Here is a 16,550-nt window from a genome sequence, read left to right as displayed (position 1 = left end):
ATAATGGAAACTGTAAAAATAGGTTTAGTCTCAGTGAGTGATCGTGCTTTTAATGGTATTTATGAAGATTTAGGCATTCCAGCGCTCAAAGACTGGTTAACATCCGCCTTGAAAAATCCTTTTTTGTGTGTTGAACGATTAATTCCAGATGAACAAGCGTTGATCGAAAAGGTTTTAATCGATTTGGTTGATAATCAAAAATGTGATCTTATTTTGACTACTGGTGGAACAGGTCCTTTTCCTCGAGATGTTACACCCGATGCGACTCTGAATATTGCAGATCGTGTCATTCCTGGATTTGGTGAACAAATGCGCCAAGTAAGTTTATACTTTGTACCAACAGCAATTTTGTCTCGGCAAGAAGGGGTTATTCGTAAAAATAGTTTAATTTTAAATTTACCTGGTCGCCCAAAGGCTATAGCTGAAACGCTTTCAGGGGTTAAGGATGCAGATGGGAAAACAATTGTGCATGGAATTTTTTCAGCTGTACCATTATGTATAGATGCAATTGGAGGACCATATATAGAAACCCATCATAATATTTCTGAAACTTTCCGACCTAAAAATTTTTAATTGATTGTTATCATAAAAAGTATGCTGGACACAGCATTATTCTAAGTTTGAGTTTGATCTATAACACAATCAAAGCAAGGTATTCGGTTTTTTGAATCGGAATACGCTATTTTAAGTTTAGTGAATTATCCTCTTGATTGTATTGTATCAAACTCAGTTTAATTTTTAAAATCAACCACCTGTTATCGACATAATTCGAATCATTTTTTTTGGTTTTTCATTAAACTCATGCTTTAACGGCTTTAAATCAATGGCATGTTGAATTGCTGCCTGTAGTTCCGCATCACTGGCATGGGCCTTGAGTAATGGTGCAAGTGCATATTGATGATCCTGACCAAGACACATATACAAGGTGCCGTCTACTGCAAGACGTACACGATTGCAACTTGAACAAAAGTGTTGGGAGCGTGGGGTGATATAACCCATCAAAAATGAACTGTCCTGACTTTCCCAATAGCGTGCAGGGCCACCGCCATAGTTGCCTTCAGCAGGTTTTAAATTAAACTTTTGGTGAATGCGTTCGATGATGGGTTGTAGATTAACATAATCATATTGCTGGGCAGTTGCGCCCATCGGCATTAATTCAATCAATCTCAAAATAAAACCATTATTCAGACAGAATTCGACCATATCATCAATTTCATGTTCATTAATGCCTGCAAGAGGGACCATATTGATTTTGATCTGTTTGAAGTTTGCAGCTTTGGCAGCTTCCAAACCAGCCATGATTTTTTCTTGCGCATCAAAACCTACGATTTTTTGTACTGTATATTGTGTTAACGAGTCCAGACTAATATTCAGTCGATCCAAACCTGCCTGACGTAAATCATGTGCATAATGCTGTAATTGGGTGGCATTGGTGCTCAGCGATAAGTCATCTACACCGTCAACTTGCTTTAATCTGCGGGCAAGTTCAACGATATTTTTTCGTAGTAAAGGCTCACCACCTGTGAGTCTAAAGCGTCGTGTACCCATCGTTGCAAATTGGCGAACAATACGTTCAATCTCATCAAAACTTAGCCAATGACTTGGTTTTTCAAATTCGGTAAAACCTTTCGGCATACAATATGTACAGCGTAAATCACAGCGGTCTGTAATCGAAATTCTTAAATAGTCTATTGTACGTCCATAAGCATCTACTAACATGGCCAACTCATGAAGAAATAAAGTCAAAAGTTATTATAACTTAATGAATTTATTATAGTCTTCCATCAAAAGTAGGGCAGAAGTCTAGTTATAAAGGGGGAGATAAATTTTGCACTAAACATCAACTTTAGCATGAAATGCCCTACACACCGAACAATTTGGATTTTGGCTCACATTCAACCGATACGTCTCAAAATTTAACCCCTCAAATTGAATCATTTTTCCGACGGAAGAATGCCCAAAACCCACCAAGAGTTTCAATACTTCAGCGGCTTGCGCTGCTGCAATAAGATGTACCAAAGGTGAAAAAACACCATTGTGAATACATCGCCGATCATCCGTTTGTAACGGGAACAAACATGCATAACAAGGGGAAATGGTCTGTCTACTATCAAAGACATTCAGTTGACCACTAAACTGGATGACTGACGCACTCACCAGCGGCACGTGAAATCGTACAGCATATTGATTAATTAAATGACGAGTTGCTGAATTATCCGTACAGTCAACGATAACATCACAGATGGGTAAATATTCCTGTAATAAAGCACTCGATATTTTATTGTGAAGCGCTTTGATGGAGATTTGCTGGTTACGTTGTGTCAGGTAGTGTGTAAGTACTTTGACTTTAGCTTGTCCAATATCGGCTAACTCAAAGGCAAACTGACGTTGTAAATTACTCAGTTCAATCGTATCGTGATCGCAAAGAATGAGTTGCCCAACACCTGCACCCGCAAGTATCGTGGCACATGCGCTACCTAATCCACCACAACCAATCACCAATACGGTGGCTTGATTGATCTTTTCCTGACCATTGATATCAATCGCATTAAGCAAGATATGGCGACTATAATGCATTAATTGAGTTTCATTCATACTGTCACTCGTTGAATAAAAAATATCAATTTACCGCACTATAGTGCCCATCACATTGAACCAGCTCTGGGGCAATGGATGGACATTTATCGTGCGGTAAAATCAGTTGTATCCTTAACGGCGACGACGACGTACCAATTGAGGGCTTCTAAAGAGATAGGTCACAGAACCAAAACCACTCCACACATGCACAAGACGAGTAAATGGGAAAATAATAAACAAGCTCATTCCCATAAACATATGCAGTTTAAACAACCAACTCGCATCGACAATATACGATGCTGCATCGCCATTAAAAGTCACGATATGCTGTGCCCAAGTCATGAGTAACACCATTTCATGACCATCGGTATGTTGTGCTGAGACAAAGATAGTGGATAAGCCCAGTAACAAGGTGACAAAGATCCAGATCAAAACCAGCTTATCACGCCAAGTTGTATTGGCACTCAGACGATCTGAGCTAAAACGGCGAATCATAAGAATCACCAGTCCTATAAGACAAATGGTTCCCATGATACCGCCTGCTGCCATAGCAAAAATTTGCTTGGAGCCATGCGCAATGCCCAAAGAATCCCATACGGCAACAGGGGTTAATAAACCAAATAAATGTCCGAAGAACAGTCCAATAATTCCGACATGGAAGAGAATGCTGCCAAGTCGTAATTGACCTTGATACAGAAGCTGGCTTGATTCACTTTTCCAACTGTATTGCTCACGCTCAAAGCGCATTAAACTCCCGAGCAAGAAGATACTCAGCGCAATATATGGGTAAATCCCAAAAATAAATTGATGCAAAGTATTCATTATTTTACTCCCATATTATCAGCTACTGAGCGTCGTGGAGAAATCTTAACAATCTGAATATCATCAGGTTTTGGTGTCAATAATGGTTCTACACCATCGACTGTTGGACCAAACATCTCTAATGCTTCATCCATATCACGGACAGGAGAAACCGTAAGTGGTTGAGGCTCAACCGTCGCCAAACTCACGACCAAAGCCAGTACACTTGCATATTTAGATTCATGTTCATGCAATTTTTCAGCAACATAATGAATGACATGAATTGCTTCATTCAGTAAATAGGTGGCTTGTTCAGTCTCTTGCAGGGATAAAAATTCCAAAAATAACGGCAAATAATCCGGTAATTCATATCCCTGAGGTTCAAATCCTTGTTGTTGATATTCCTGAAGTAAATTCACCATCGCTTCACCACGATCACGATTTTCTCCATGTAAATGCTCAAAAAGATGCAGTGAATGGCTTGGATTGCGATCAAAGGTTGCAACATAATTTTCTTGCACTTCAATCAGATCCGTATCTGCCATATAACGCAACAACGGCATTAACATGGCACTCCAATCAGGATGCTGTGCTAATTGAGGCAGAATCTCTTGATCGATCGCCGCTTGCAATTCACTGGACGGATAGGCCAGTAAGGCAGAGCATAATTTATAGGCATTCATTATTTTTTCTCTCCCCGTGTACTAAAAAAGATCGTTGGAGAAGCTTTGTTTTGACCAAATAAACTTTGCGATGATGCGCCATCTGCACAACCATTACCGAAGCTAAAACCACAGGCACCTTTGTCACCAAATGCATCTTCAGCATATTCTTTGTGTGATGTTGGAATCACGAAACGATCTTCGTAGTTTGCAATCGCCATGATTTGATACATTTCTTCGATTTGTTCACCTGTAAGATGTGTGCCTTGCAGAATTTCATCAACACTGATATTCGGCTGGGGTACATTCTTTTGGCGCATATATCGACGCATGGTGAGCATGGTTTCTAGTGCATCCAGAACAGGCTCTTCTTTTCCAGCAGTCAATAAATTTGCCAAGTATTGCAATGGGATACGCAAATCTTTGACATCTGGAATTAAACCATGTTTACCAATCACACCACTTTCTACGGCAGATTGGATCGGTGACAATGGTGGGATATACCAAACCATTGGCAGGGTTCTATATTCTGGGTGCAGTGGGAAGGCGACTTTCCATTCCATTGCCATACGATACACAGGTGAGTTTTGTGCTGCATCAACCCACGATTGTGGAATACCTTGTTTTAAGGCTTCTGCTTGTATCGCAGGGTCATGTGGATTCAGGAAGACATCCAATTGTGCTTGATAAAGATCTTGTTCATCTTCTGTGGTTGCAGCTTGTTCAATTTTGTCTGCATCATAGAGAAGAACACCAAGATAACGAATACGACCGACGCAACTTTCGGAACAAATCGTTGGTTCACCTGATTCGATACGTGGATAACAGAACACACATTTTTCTGCTTTACCACTGGTCCAGTTGTAGTAGATTTTTTTGTATGGGCAGCCTGAAACACACATGCGCCAGCCACGACATTTATCTTGATCGATCAGGACGATCCCGTCTTCTTCACGTTTGTAGATCGAACCGGATGGGCAAGAGGCAACACAGGCTGGATTTAAACAATGCTCGCACAGGCGTGGCAAGTACATCATGAAGGTATTTTCAAAGGTCGAATACATTTCTTTTTGGATGCCTTCGAACAACTCATCTTTTGCACGTTGTTCGAATTCACCGCCTAGATCATCTTCCCAGTTTGGACCCCAATGGATCTTGTCCATTTTTTTACCCGTAATTACCGAAACAGGACGGGCAGACGGTGGCGTCGGCATTTCGGGAGCATTTTGTAAATGCTCATAATCATAGGTAAAAGGTTCGTAATATTGGTCAATACTTGGCAAGTTTGGATTGGCAAAGATATTTGCCAAGATTTTTAACTTACTTCCTTGCTTTAACTCAAGTTTGCCATTGGATTTGCGAATCCAGCCACCTTTATGAATGTTTTGATTTTCCCATTGTTTTGGGTAACCAATCCCAGGTTTGGTCTCAACGTTATTGAACCATGCGTATTCAACCCCATCACGGCTTGTCCACACATTTTTACAGGTGATGGAACACGTATGGCAGCCTATGCATTTATCAAGGTTTAGCACCATACCAATTTGTGCTCTGATTTTCATATCATTTTCCTTATCTTGATTTAGGCTTCTTGTTGGGGATGACCTGAGACAGGTGTATCCATCCAGTCGATCTTGGTCATTTTACGAATGATGACAAACTCATCACGATTGGTTCCCACCGTACCGTAGTAGTTGAATCCCCAAGCCTGCTGAGCATAACCACCAATCATGTGTGTTGGTTTAAGTACCGTTCTGGTGACTGAGTTATGGATACCACCACGTTTACCTGAGACTTGTGCGCCTGGGACGTTAATGATTTTTTCCTGAGCGTGGTACATCAAGATCATGGTTTCTGGTACACGTTGACTGACCACAACACGTGCTGCAATGGTGCCGTTGATGTTAAAGACTTCAACCCAGTCATTGTCGACAATGCCAGCTTTTTTGGCGTCAATTTCAGAAATCCAGACATGTGGACCACCACGAGATAAGGTCAACATCCGCAGGTTGTCTGAATAGGTACTGTGAATTCCCCATTTTTGGTGCGGTGTGATGAAGTTCAGGACAATCTCTTTTTCACCATTTGGATAATGTCCTAAGACTTTCGCTGTGGTTTTCAGATCGACCGCAGGTTTGTAAACACAGAAGCCTTCACCAAACGCACGCATCCACTGGTGATCTTGATAGAATTGTTGACGACCTGTGATGGTTCTCCATGGAATCAACTCATGTACATTGGTATAACCTGCGTTATAACTGACTTCTTCACTCTCTAAACCAGACCATGTTGGTGAGGAAATAATTTTACGCGGTTGAGCCTGTACATCACGGAATCGAATCGCATCGTGCTCACGCGGTAAGGCAAGGTGGGTATGGTCAATACCTGTGGCTTGTGATAATGCTGCCCATGCTTTAACGGCAACATGACCATTGGTTTCAGGGGCGAGAGTCAGAATCATCTCAGCAGCATCAATGGCGGTATTGAGTTTTGGTTGACCTTTGGCAATACCATGATGTTCGACCTGATTCAGTCCACGTAAGATATCGACTTCGTGTTTGGTTTCCCAACTGATCCCTTTACCGCCGTTACCGACTTTTTCTAATAATGGTCCAATCGACGTATATTTATCGTAGATTGCGCCATAGTCACGCTCAACAACGGTCATGGCTGGCATGGTTTTGCCTGGAATCGGTTCACATTCACCTTTTTTCCAGTCTTTGGCATCAAAAGGTTGTCCCAATTCTTGAGGCGTATCATGCATCAATGGTGTGAGCACGATGTCTTGTTGCACACCAAGATAGTCTTTTGAAATTTCAGAGAATTTTTTCGCTAGACCTTTATAGATTTCCCAGTCAGATTTACTTTCCCAAAGCGGTTGTACCGCTTCACTGAGGGGGTGAATAAATGGATGCATATCTGAGGTATTCAGATCATCTTTTTCATACCATGTTGCCGTTGGAAGTACCACATCGGCATATAGACAAGTCGTTGACATACGGAAGTCAAGAACCGTCAATAAATCCAGCTTACCTTCAGCAGCAGGGCGTACGGTGATTTCCTGTGGCTTAATACAGCCATCTTCATTACACATTAAGGCATTTTGTGTGCCGAGTAAGTACTTGAGGAAATACTCATGTCCTTTGCCTGATGAACCTAGAATATTTGAACGCCAGACGAAGAGATTACGAGGGAAGTTGGCTGGATTGTCAGGGTCATTACAGGACATATCAATCGTGCCATTTTTCAGACCATCAACCGTATACGCTACAGCGTCTTTACCTTGAGCTTTGGCATCTTTGGTAATGTTGATTGGGTTGACTGAAAGCTGTGGTGCAGAAGGCAACCAGCCTAGACGCTCAGATTTGGCATTGTAGTCAATCATCGACATATTGGTCAGTTCATGACCTTGTGTCGGTGCTAGGATTTCATCCATGCCCAATTTTTCATGACGCCATTGACTGGTGTGCGCATAGAAGAACGATGTTCCGTTCATTTGACGTGATGGACGTACCCAGTCTGATGCAAAGGCAAGTGGTGCCCAGCCGGTTTGTGGACGCAATTTTTCTTGTCCAACATAGTGACACCATCCACCACCAGATTGACCGACACAACCACACATCATCAGCATATTGATAATGCCACGATATGACATGTCCATGTGATACCAGTGGTTTAGACCTGCACCGACGATGACCATGGATTTACCATGACTGTCATGCGCATTTTGGGCAAACTCACGGGCAACACGGATGACCTTGTCAGCAGGCACACCAGTGTGTTTTTCCTGCCAAGCCGGTGTATATGGAATATCATCCGCATAACTGGCTGCAACATTCCCACCACCTAGACCACGGTCAATACCATAGTTGGCAACAGACAAGTCGAATACTGTTGCGACGTAGCAGGTTTCGCCATTTTCCAGTTGGATTTTTTTCACAGGGACTTTGCGAATCATCACATCATTGGCATCTTTACCACCAAAGTAATCAAAAGCCACATCAATGACTTCATCATGATGGTTTATCAGACTGAGTTGAGCTTTGATGTTTGTGCCATCGCTTCGCTCATCTTTCAGATTCCATTTGCCTTTTTCACCCCAACGGAAACCAACTGAACCTTTTGGTGCAGCGAGTTCACCTGTATTTTCATCAATAACAAGGGTTTTCCATTCCGGATTATTTGTTTCATTAAATTCATTATTTAACTGGCTGGCACGTAGGTAATATCCTGGCGTGTAGCTATCATTCTTTGCATTTAATGTCACTAAAACAGGCATGTCAGTCAGACGACGACAGTAGTCGGTAAAATAATCAGACGGGTTGGTTAAATGGAATTCTTTGAGAATCACATGACCCATTGCCATCGCAAGAGCCGCATCGGTTCCTTGTTTTGGTGCAAGCCAGATATCACTGAATTTGACCATTTCACCATAGTCAGCAGAGACAGCGACGGTTTTTGTCCCTTTATAACGGACTTCAGTATAGAAGTGCGCATCAGGAGTACGTGTCATTGGAATGTTAGATCCCCAAACCATCAGGAATGTTGAGTTGTACCAGTCTGCGGATTCGGCAACGTCAGTTTGCTCGCCCCAAATTTGTGGGCTTGATGGAGGCAAATCACAGTACCAGTCATAGAAAGACAGCGGTACACCACCAATCAGACTTAAATAACGACTCCCTGCGGCATAACTGACCATCGACATTGCTGGAATAGGGGAGAAACCAAATACACGGTCAGGACCATAGGTTTTAATCGTATAGGCATTCGCAGCAGCAATCAGCTCATAAGCTTCATCCCAAGTACTACGGACAAAACCACCTAAACCACGTTTTGATTTATAGGAATTGGCCAATTCAGGATTGCTGGTAATGTGCTCCCATGCTGAAATTGGATCACGGGTTTGACGAACACTGCGCCATAATTTGGCAAGATGTCCCCGCATCATTGGATATTTAACACGCTGTGCAGAATAAACATACCAGCTATACGATGCGCCACGAGGACAACCGCGTGGTTCATGGTTGGGTAAATCAGGACGAGTACGAGGATAATTGGTTTGTTGCAACTCCCAAGTAATTAGTCCATTTTTAACAAAAACTTTCCAACTACAAGAACCTGTACAATTTACACCATGTGTAGAGCGCACGACTTTGTCGTGACTCCAGCGATTACGGTATGCTTTTTCCCAAGCTCGGCTTTCATTGGTAACACTGCCATGACCTTCAGAAAAGGTCTCGGTGGTATGACTCAAAAAGTTTAAACGATCTAAAAAATGACTCATGAAACTCTCCGTCGGTCACGGGTCTAATGGTTATGAAGTCATTGTACAAATTGGCAAAATAATCAACTATTGGTCAGAGGTAGCGATGGGAGAGGGGAATCACTAAGTACTTTTGGGGAGGTGGGCTAGTTCTTTTGAAAAAAAAGCACTTTACAATATCATAAAGTGCTTGTTGGAAATATGAAACTTTAATTTCTCAATGGGTTATGAAAATATAGTCTCCGATTATTTAACACCGTACTTCGGCATTTTTGCGCGCATAAAACCACCAATTGATGAGAATACAGCACACATAAAAGATGATAAAACAAATCAGTGCAGCGTAGGCACTGCCCGTCATATCAATCGAGGTACCAAAACTTTTTGGAATAAAGAAACCACCATATGCACCAATCGCCCCCATAAAACCAACAACTGCGGCAGACTCTTTTGTTGCATTTCCATCCGCTTCAGCCTCGGATAAACCATACGCCTGAGCATGTTTACGGTGTAATGCAGCAAAAATACGTGGTGCTTGTGCAAATGTTGAAGCATTACCCACACCCGTTGCTGCAAACAACACCATAAAGCAGGCAAAGAATCCTGAGAATGAACCACCGACACCGTCTTGAGGCATAAAATGAATCACACCAATCACCGCAATAATCATCAGCAGAAAACTTGCCTGTGTGACCTTGGACGCAGAGAAGCGGTCAGATAACCATCCACCAACAACACGCATTAATGCACCAATCAGTGGACCAAAAAAAGCATATTTTGTCGGGTCAATTTCAGGAAACACTTGCTTGGTTAATAAAGCAAAACCCGCAGAAAAACCGATGAAAGAACCAAACGTACCAATATACAACCAGCACATTAACCAGTTATGTTTACGTTTAAAAATCACCGCTTGATCTTTAAAGGATGCTTTGGCTGAATCAATATCATTCATTCCAAACCAAGCACATAAGGTCGCTAAAATAATAAAAGGAACCCAGACAAACCCTGCATTTTGCAGCCAAATTTGTTGTGTTGAGCCATCAGGTAATGTCGCAGTTTGTGATGCACCACCCATCGCACCAAACAGTGCAAACGTAATGACAATCGGTACCACGAACTGAACAGTCGAAACCCCTAAATTTCCCAATCCAGCATTAATTCCCAACGCATTCCCTTTTTCAGATTTTGGAAAGAAAAAGCTAATATTGGACATGGAAGAACTAAAGTTTGCCCCACCAAATCCACACAAGAGTGCCAAAATGACCATCGTGGTATAACTTGTCTCAGGATTTTGTACTGCAAATCCTAACCCAATCGCAGGAATGAGAAGACTCGCTGTAGAAATCGCCGTCCAGCGCCGCCCGCCAAAGATAGGCACCACGAAGGAATAGAAAATCCTTAACGTTGCACCAGACAGTGCAGGTAATGCAGCTAACCAAAAGAGTTGATTCTTACTGTACTCAAAACCAATGGTGGGTAACTTTACAACGGATACACTCCAGACTTGCCAAATAGCAAAGGCGAGAAGGAGTGCAGGGACAGAAATCCAGAGATTACGCCGAGCAATTGCACGACCCGTTTGCTTCCAGAATTGTTCATTTTCAGGTTGCCAAACTGATAAATTTTTAGCCATGATGACACCTTTAACCTTGATTAAGAATTTGTTTTTTTTGTAATGGTTTGAATGAATAATGCATCCAGATCAAACTGACACAAACACAGCCGTAGAGCAGCATAAACGCACTTGAGCGGATTCCCGTAAAGTCAACCAGCATCCCAAATAGAATCGGGAGCAAGAATCCACCCAAACCACCAGCCAATCCAACAACACCTGATACCGCACCAATATCATTTGGAAAATCATCAGCAATAAATTTAAAGACCGATGCTTTCCCAATCGCCATAGCAATACCAACGATGAACAATAAGAACGTAAATAATGTCGCATTGATATGAATGCTGAACTGCATAGGACCACTGACCGTTTCAATGACCATCGCCGTCTGAGGATAGGACAAGATAAAGAACGTAACCCAGCAGACCCACATGACTGCCCAAGTCACTTTGTACGCACCATATTTATCAGATAACCAGCCACCTAAAGCACGCAAGACACCACCAGGTAGGGAGAAACAGGCTGCAAGAAACGCAGCATGCGTAAGATCAAAACCATACTCTTGAACGTAATAGTTCACCATCCAGAGCGCCAGTCCGACATAACCACCAAAGACCACTGAGTAATATTGGCTATAACGCAGTACGGCAGGATTTTTCATCAAACGAAGCTGATCGGATAGTTTGACATTGGAGGGAACAAGATGCGCAGGGTCTGTATACGTGGTAAACCAGAAAACAATCGCTGCACCTAATAAAATCAAGGTGTAAACGGTGGGAACCATCGTCCAGCCGAAGGTCAGAATCAATGCAGGTGCGATAAACTTATTTAATGCACTGCCTGCATTTCCTGCGCCGAAGATCCCCATGGCAAAGCCCTGATGTTGGCGATCAAACCAACGAGCAATATAAGGTGTCCCGACTGAAAATGAGCCACCAATCAGCCCCATCCATAACCCTAATGCAAGAAATTGCCAATAACTATGAGCATACTGCAATAGGAAAATCGCTGGGATACAAAACAACATTAAACAAAAAAATACGATGCGACCGCCATAACGATCCGTCCAAATCCCCAAGGGTACTCGAGACAATGAGCCTGATAACACCGGCATTGCAGCTAAAATACCAAACTCAGTCTGACTTAGACCTAGCTTTTCTTTGATGGGGATACCGAGAACGGCAAAGACCATCCACACCATAAAACATACGGTAAAAGACAAGGTACTTGAGATCAAAATACTGTTGGCTTTGGAACTCTCTGTTTTCATAAGCATTTCCCTAACTTTGTGTTAGTTTCTTAAATGTAGGGTAATGCTTTGTATGTGAAGAAAATATTCATCAGATTGGCGAGTTAACTAAGAAAATAGAAGGAGGGGATCTAGTTCTTTTGGTGGGGTATGCATAGGTGAAACGAATGACTCAAATCATTTTTATGTAGCAAAAGATATGTTTGGCGAATAAATAATCTTAGTCAGAATAATAGGCACAGTGTCCGTCCAAAGCTAATTCTAGAAAAGTGTATATATCTTTTAATTAATTAAATTTAAAAAGTATATTTCAATCAAAGGTTTGATTATTTTTAAATATTGAATTTACGACTATTTTTAAGTGCTTCAGTACAAATATATTGGGTATGTATACCTAAAAAACGTCAGATATGCTTAGCTCGTTAGTACGATGATTTGAAATATAATCAGTTAAAATCGGGAAAAATCACAAAAAATTCATGGTTGTATTTTTATACTTTTCATCGAATCAAAATCGGGTCAAGCTATAAATATAATTTGATCAACTGTATTGAAGCTTGATGAACCACAAATCAGCTTTTATCATTTTTAAAAAAGAGAATAGCGTGTATCAATTTGCTGAAGAAGACTTATCCAGAATTATCGAAATGGCTTGGGAAGATCGAACCCCTTTTGAAGCCATTCAATCTGAGTATGGTTTAAATGAAACGTCAGTTATCCGTTTGATGCGAAAAAATTTGAAAGCATCCAGTTTTAAAATGTGGCGTGAACGAGTTACTGGTCGAAAAACCAAACACTTACAGTTGCGTTCACCTGATGTGATTCGGGCATATTGTTCTAGGCAGTACAAGCATTTTTAAGTGCTTTACTTTGGGTGCCGTTTAGATTCACATCGGCATCGTTCAGAGCAGTATTTGACTTCCTCCCAACAGCGTTGCCATTTCTTACGCCAGTTAAATGGGCGTAAGCAGTGTATACAGATTTTTTTAGGAAGATGTTGCTTTTTCATGGTTGATCACTCATCAATCCGAATGAGATGTTGTTACGTATGAGAGATGATCTTCTCTCAATTTTTAAGTTTATCGAGTAGTCAATCAATCAATGCATACCTATTATGTGGATGAATACCAAATACCGCCGCATGCTAGATGATTAAATATCAGTTTAGACTGTTAAAGTATATTTATCTGATGCAGTGTGTATTTTGATATCGTCACTATAGTATTTGTAGTAATTCGACCTTACGAATGTAATTGCCCGAAGCGGTATAAACTGCCAGCTATTATTCACTGATCTACTGTGGAGCAACATCACTTAACAGGGAAAGTTGTTGGTAATTATCAATTGAATTTTATTCTTCAATATTCACGCTTTATTCACATCTACATAGTTTATATTGATGGTGGAATCAAAAATAAGGCTTAAAAATGAAGATGCTATTCAAGTCATTTTTTGTAGTTGCGGCGCTAGCTACGATCAGTTTAACGATTACTGCTCGGGCAGAAACAGTTGCCCCTCAGGCTGTAGATCAAATTGATATTCAAAAATATGCTGGAAAATGGTATGAAATCGCTCATTTACCGATGTATTTTCAGCGTAAATGTATCGCCAATATCAGTGCAGAATATCGTCTTAATGACGATCAGACCGTGAATGTGTTGAATCGTTGTCGAACTGCGAGTGGTGAGATGATTAGCTCTGAAGGCGTTGCTTATGCGCAAAATAAGGGAAATAGTAAATTAAAGGTGAGCTTTTTGCCTAAAGGCTTAAGATGGATACCTTTTACTAAAGGTCATTACTGGGTATTACGAGTAGACCCTGAATATAAAGTGGCACTGGTGGGTGGACCAAGTAATAAATACCTGTGGATTTTGTCACGTGAACCGAAGTTGGATGAAGCCACCTACCAGTCATATCTCGATACTGCGAAACATTATGGTTATGACGTGACAAAATTGATCAAATTACCGCATTAATTTGCTACCGTTTTGCCGAACTGATGAAGCTCTCAATAGTTCGGCTTTTTTTCTTTACTTCACATAAAATTCATATCTAACTGATTAGACTCATCAAATAGAATAAAGACCGTAGCATTAAATTAGGATAAGTCCATGTTGAAAAGTCTAATGAGATGGATAGACAGCTGGTCTACTACTACACAGCCAACCAGCTTGAATGCTGAAAATTGCAAGATTCAGTGGTTGAGGATTTTTCCCTTTATTCTATTGCATCTGGCTTGTTTGGCAGTATTTTGGGTTGGCGTGTCGTGGTTTGCACTTGGCTTTATGCTGGCCTTCTACTTACTCCGCATGTTTTCCATCACGGCTTTTTTTCATCGCTACTTGTCGCATAAAACCTTTGAAACCTCACGCCCAGTACAGTTCCTGTTCGTATTACTGGGTACGATGAGTGCACAGCGTGGCCCGTTATGGTGGGCGGCACATCACCGTTATCACCACCGCTATACCGACACACTACAAGATCCACATTCCTCGACGCATGGTTTTTGGTACAGCCATATCGGTTGGTTTTTAAATGAATATAATTTTGCTACGCGAAAAGAAGTCATCAAAGACTGGCTGAAATATCCAGAATTAATCTGGCTAGACCGATTTAGTCTAATTGTGGTGCTGCTGACTGCGGGTGGGATTTATGTGCTAGGCGAATGGCTGGCAATAACTTGGCCGCAACTAGGAACTTCTGGCCTGCAATTACTGGTCTGGGGATTTGTCGTATCCACCGTATTATTGATCCATGCCACTTTGTGTATTAACTCACTGGCGCATCATTATGGCAGTCGTGATTTTGACACTGAAGATCAAAGCCGCAACAATTTCTTTCTATCCATTATTACACTAGGTGAAGGTTGGCATAATAATCATCATTATTATGCGGGAAGTGCACAGCAGGGTTTTTACTGGTGGCAGGTTGATGTCACTTTTTACATTTTGAAATTGATGTCATGGATAGGCCTAGTCTGGGGGTTAAAACCTATTCCTGCACGGGTCTATGATGTCAGTAAAATTGCACAAACTCGAAAACAGAGAAAAGTAGTCAAGACAGGCACCCCAACTATTCATTCGAAGGAATCACCATGAAAATTGCGATTATTGGTTCAGGTATTTCTGGTCTGTATGCGGCTTGGAAACTCAGTAAAGTGCATGAAATCACCGTCTTCGAAAAGAATAATCACTTCGGTGGCCATACAGACACTCATCAACTCAATATAGATGGTGAACAGGTTGCAGTGGACAGTGGTTTTATTGTGTTTAATCAGCATAACTATCCACTGTTCTGTGCGATGCTGCAAGAACTCGGGATTCCATCGCAAAGCAGTGATATGGGTTTCTCGGTGAACAATCAGGTCACTGGTTTACAGTACAATCCTTCAAAAAAATTCTCGCTCTTGTTTCGGCCGCAAAACTTTTTTAAGGCTGATTTTCGCGTGATGCTTTCAGATCTATTCCGTTTCTATGCTGCCAATAAAGATTTGGATGTAGAACAGATTGATGCACAACTCAGTATTGATGCATATCTGAATCAACATGGCTATTCCCAAGCCTTCCGTCATGAACATCTTTATCCGATGTGCGGGGCACTCTGGTCCTGTCCTGTGGAACAAGCTGGACAAATTCCCTATAAATTTGTGGTGAGCTTTTTCCAACATCATCGTATGTTACAACTGAAAGACCGGCCGTTGTGGCTCACGGTTAAGGGTGGATCAGCTCAATATGTCAGTGCTATTCAGTCCCAAACGACGATTACGTTTCGTCACATGAGTGTTGTGCATGTCTCGCGGAGTGCAAATGAAGTCATGATTGAAACTGAGCAGGGCACAGAACATTTTGATTGGGTTATTTTTGCTAGCCATGCAGATGATAGTCTGAAGTTGCTGAAAGACCCTTCAGCACATGAGTTGGATGTGCTTGGAAAATTCCGTTATCAGGATAACCACATGGTGGTCCATTCTGATACCAACATCATGCCTAAATCCAGACGACAGTGGGCCAGCTGGCATGTGCATGTAACACCTGGCCAAGTAACCGAATTAACGCCATTCCAGCAGAATGGCATGCATTACGGTTTTAGTTACTGGATGAATCAGTTACAAAACCTGAACTGTAAAACCCAAATCTTTGCCACACTGAATCCTAATTTTGCCCTAGACCCGAAAAAGGTTTGGATAGAACGTCATTACCGTCATCCAGTATTTGATGCCCCTGCGATTGAAGCACAACAACGCTGGACCGAAGTTAATGGACAAAATAGGACCTCATACTGTGGCGCTTACTGGGGCTGGGGTTTTCATGAGGATGGAGCACGGAGTGCTTCATGGGTCGTTGAGCAGTTATTAAAACAGACTGACAAAGCAGCGTAGGAGAG

The 16,550-nt window shown here is 41.7% G+C and carries 14 protein-coding genes; 5 read left to right on the top strand and 9 right to left on the bottom strand.

The window, feature by feature from the left end; genetic code table 11:
• Positions 1 to 3: 3 nt before the first annotated feature.
• Positions 4 to 573 (top strand): molybdopterin adenylyltransferase, encoded by a 570-nt coding sequence (gene mog, locus D7V20_RS04110; protein ID WP_120383064.1) that lies wholly within the window; start codon positions 4 to 6, stop codon positions 571 to 573.
• 171 nt (positions 574 to 744) lie between these two features.
• Here mog and moaA read toward each other — a convergent pair whose 3' ends face one another.
• The 8 genes from moaA to D7V20_RS04070 form a co-directional block, all read right to left on the bottom strand.
• Positions 745 to 1,719, bottom strand: a complete 975-nt coding sequence (gene moaA, locus D7V20_RS04105; RefSeq protein ID WP_120383063.1) for a GTP 3',8-cyclase MoaA — start codon at positions 1,717 to 1,719, stop codon at positions 745 to 747.
• A 114-nt stretch (positions 1,720 to 1,833) separates the two neighbouring features.
• Positions 1,834 to 2,595 carry a HesA/MoeB/ThiF family protein gene (locus tag D7V20_RS04100; RefSeq protein ID WP_120383062.1) on the bottom strand — a complete coding sequence of 254 codons (762 nt, stop codon included), beginning with the start codon at positions 2,593 to 2,595 and terminating at the stop codon, positions 1,834 to 1,836.
• A 114-nt stretch (positions 2,596 to 2,709) separates the two neighbouring features.
• Complete coding sequence (gene narI / locus D7V20_RS04095; RefSeq protein ID WP_120383061.1) at positions 2,710 to 3,399, bottom strand: respiratory nitrate reductase subunit gamma; 690 nt, start codon at positions 3,397 to 3,399, stop codon at positions 2,710 to 2,712.
• Positions 3,399 to 4,061, bottom strand: coding sequence for a nitrate reductase molybdenum cofactor assembly chaperone (gene narJ / locus D7V20_RS04090; protein WP_120383060.1), 663 nt, complete (start codon positions 4,059 to 4,061; stop codon positions 3,399 to 3,401). Before narJ ends, narI begins: the two co-directional genes overlap by 1 nt.
• Positions 4,061 to 5,602: a nitrate reductase subunit beta gene (gene narH, locus D7V20_RS04085; RefSeq protein ID WP_120383059.1), complete on the bottom strand. Its 1,542-nt coding sequence runs from the start codon at positions 5,600 to 5,602 to the stop codon at positions 4,061 to 4,063. The genes narJ and narH overlap by 1 nt, the downstream gene beginning before the upstream one ends.
• A gap of 20 nt (positions 5,603 to 5,622) precedes the next feature.
• Complete coding sequence (locus tag D7V20_RS04080) at positions 5,623 to 9,324, bottom strand: nitrate reductase subunit alpha (protein ID WP_120383058.1); 3,702 nt, start codon at positions 9,322 to 9,324, stop codon at positions 5,623 to 5,625.
• Between the two features lie 229 nt (positions 9,325 to 9,553).
• Complete coding sequence (locus tag D7V20_RS04075) at positions 9,554 to 10,936, bottom strand: NarK family nitrate/nitrite MFS transporter (RefSeq protein WP_171407755.1); 1,383 nt, start codon at positions 10,934 to 10,936, stop codon at positions 9,554 to 9,556.
• Between the two features lie 10 nt (positions 10,937 to 10,946).
• On the bottom strand, positions 10,947 to 12,188 hold the full coding sequence (locus D7V20_RS04070) for an MFS transporter (protein WP_120383056.1): 1,242 nt from the start codon (positions 12,186 to 12,188) through the stop codon (positions 10,947 to 10,949).
• 539 nt (positions 12,189 to 12,727) lie between these two features.
• On the opposite strand from D7V20_RS04070, the gene D7V20_RS04065 reads away from it, so the two are divergent.
• Positions 12,728 to 13,027 carry a TIGR03643 family protein gene (locus D7V20_RS04065; RefSeq protein WP_120383055.1) on the top strand — a complete coding sequence of 100 codons (300 nt, stop codon included), beginning with the start codon at positions 12,728 to 12,730 and terminating at the stop codon, positions 13,025 to 13,027.
• Positions 13,028 to 13,032: 5 nt separating this feature from the next.
• On the opposite strand, the gene D7V20_RS04060 is transcribed toward D7V20_RS04065, so the two are convergent.
• Positions 13,033 to 13,176, bottom strand: a complete 144-nt coding sequence (locus D7V20_RS04060; protein WP_120383054.1) for a DUF2256 domain-containing protein — start codon at positions 13,174 to 13,176, stop codon at positions 13,033 to 13,035.
• Between the two features lie 418 nt (positions 13,177 to 13,594).
• Here D7V20_RS04060 and D7V20_RS04055 point away from each other — a divergent pair, with 418 nt between their 5' ends.
• The 3 genes from D7V20_RS04055 (at position 13,595) to D7V20_RS04045 (ending at position 16,545) form a co-directional block, all read left to right on the top strand.
• Positions 13,595 to 14,143, top strand: a complete 549-nt coding sequence (locus D7V20_RS04055; protein WP_120383053.1) for a lipocalin family protein — start codon at positions 13,595 to 13,597, stop codon at positions 14,141 to 14,143.
• Between the two features lie 135 nt (positions 14,144 to 14,278).
• Positions 14,279 to 15,265, top strand: a complete 987-nt coding sequence (locus D7V20_RS04050; RefSeq protein WP_120383052.1) for an acyl-CoA desaturase — start codon at positions 14,279 to 14,281, stop codon at positions 15,263 to 15,265.
• Positions 15,262 to 16,545 carry an NAD(P)/FAD-dependent oxidoreductase gene (locus D7V20_RS04045; protein ID WP_120383051.1) on the top strand — a complete coding sequence of 428 codons (1,284 nt, stop codon included), beginning with the start codon at positions 15,262 to 15,264 and terminating at the stop codon, positions 16,543 to 16,545. Before D7V20_RS04050 ends, D7V20_RS04045 begins: the two co-directional genes overlap by 4 nt.
• The last annotated feature ends 5 nt before the right edge of the window (positions 16,546 to 16,550 follow it).

Origin of the sequence: Acinetobacter rongchengensis (assembly GCF_003611475.1) — a bacterium.
GTDB classification, from domain to species: Bacteria; Pseudomonadota; Gammaproteobacteria; order Pseudomonadales; family Moraxellaceae; genus Acinetobacter; species Acinetobacter rongchengensis.
The sequence above is the reverse complement of the archived record's forward strand: the minus strand, read 5'-3'. Positions and strand labels throughout refer to the sequence as shown.

Bases quoted from the DNA above. Each gene is read 5' to 3' on its own strand.
- D7V20_RS04055 (WP_120383053.1), top strand. From the start codon at position 13,595: ATGAAGATGCTATTCAAGTCATTTTTTGTAGTTGCGGCGCTAGCTACG.
- D7V20_RS04080 (WP_120383058.1), bottom strand. From the start codon at position 9,324: ATGAGTCATTTTTTAGATCGTTTAAACTTTTTGAGTCATACCACCGAG.
- narI (WP_120383061.1), bottom strand. From the start codon at position 3,399: ATGAATACTTTGCATCAATTTATTTTTGGGATTTACCCATATATTGCG.
- D7V20_RS04075 (WP_171407755.1), bottom strand. From the start codon at position 10,936: ATGGCTAAAAATTTATCAGTTTGGCAACCTGAAAATGAACAATTCTGG.
- D7V20_RS04060 (WP_120383054.1), bottom strand. From the start codon at position 13,176: ATGAAAAAGCAACATCTTCCTAAAAAAATCTGTATACACTGCTTACGC.
- D7V20_RS04070 (WP_120383056.1), bottom strand. From the start codon at position 12,188: ATGAAAACAGAGAGTTCCAAAGCCAACAGTATTTTGATCTCAAGTACC.
- D7V20_RS04045 (WP_120383051.1), top strand. From the start codon at position 15,262: ATGAAAATTGCGATTATTGGTTCAGGTATTTCTGGTCTGTATGCGGCT.
- narH (WP_120383059.1), bottom strand. From the start codon at position 5,602: ATGAAAATCAGAGCACAAATTGGTATGGTGCTAAACCTTGATAAATGC.
- narJ (WP_120383060.1), bottom strand. From the start codon at position 4,061: ATGAATGCCTATAAATTATGCTCTGCCTTACTGGCCTATCCGTCCAGT.
- D7V20_RS04050 (WP_120383052.1), top strand. From the start codon at position 14,279: ATGTTGAAAAGTCTAATGAGATGGATAGACAGCTGGTCTACTACTACA.
- D7V20_RS04065 (WP_120383055.1), top strand. From the start codon at position 12,728: ATGAACCACAAATCAGCTTTTATCATTTTTAAAAAAGAGAATAGCGTG.
- mog (WP_120383064.1), top strand. From the start codon at position 4: ATGGAAACTGTAAAAATAGGTTTAGTCTCAGTGAGTGATCGTGCTTTT.
- moaA (WP_120383063.1), bottom strand. From the start codon at position 1,719: ATGTTAGTAGATGCTTATGGACGTACAATAGACTATTTAAGAATTTCG.
- D7V20_RS04100 (WP_120383062.1), bottom strand. From the start codon at position 2,595: ATGAATGAAACTCAATTAATGCATTATAGTCGCCATATCTTGCTTAAT.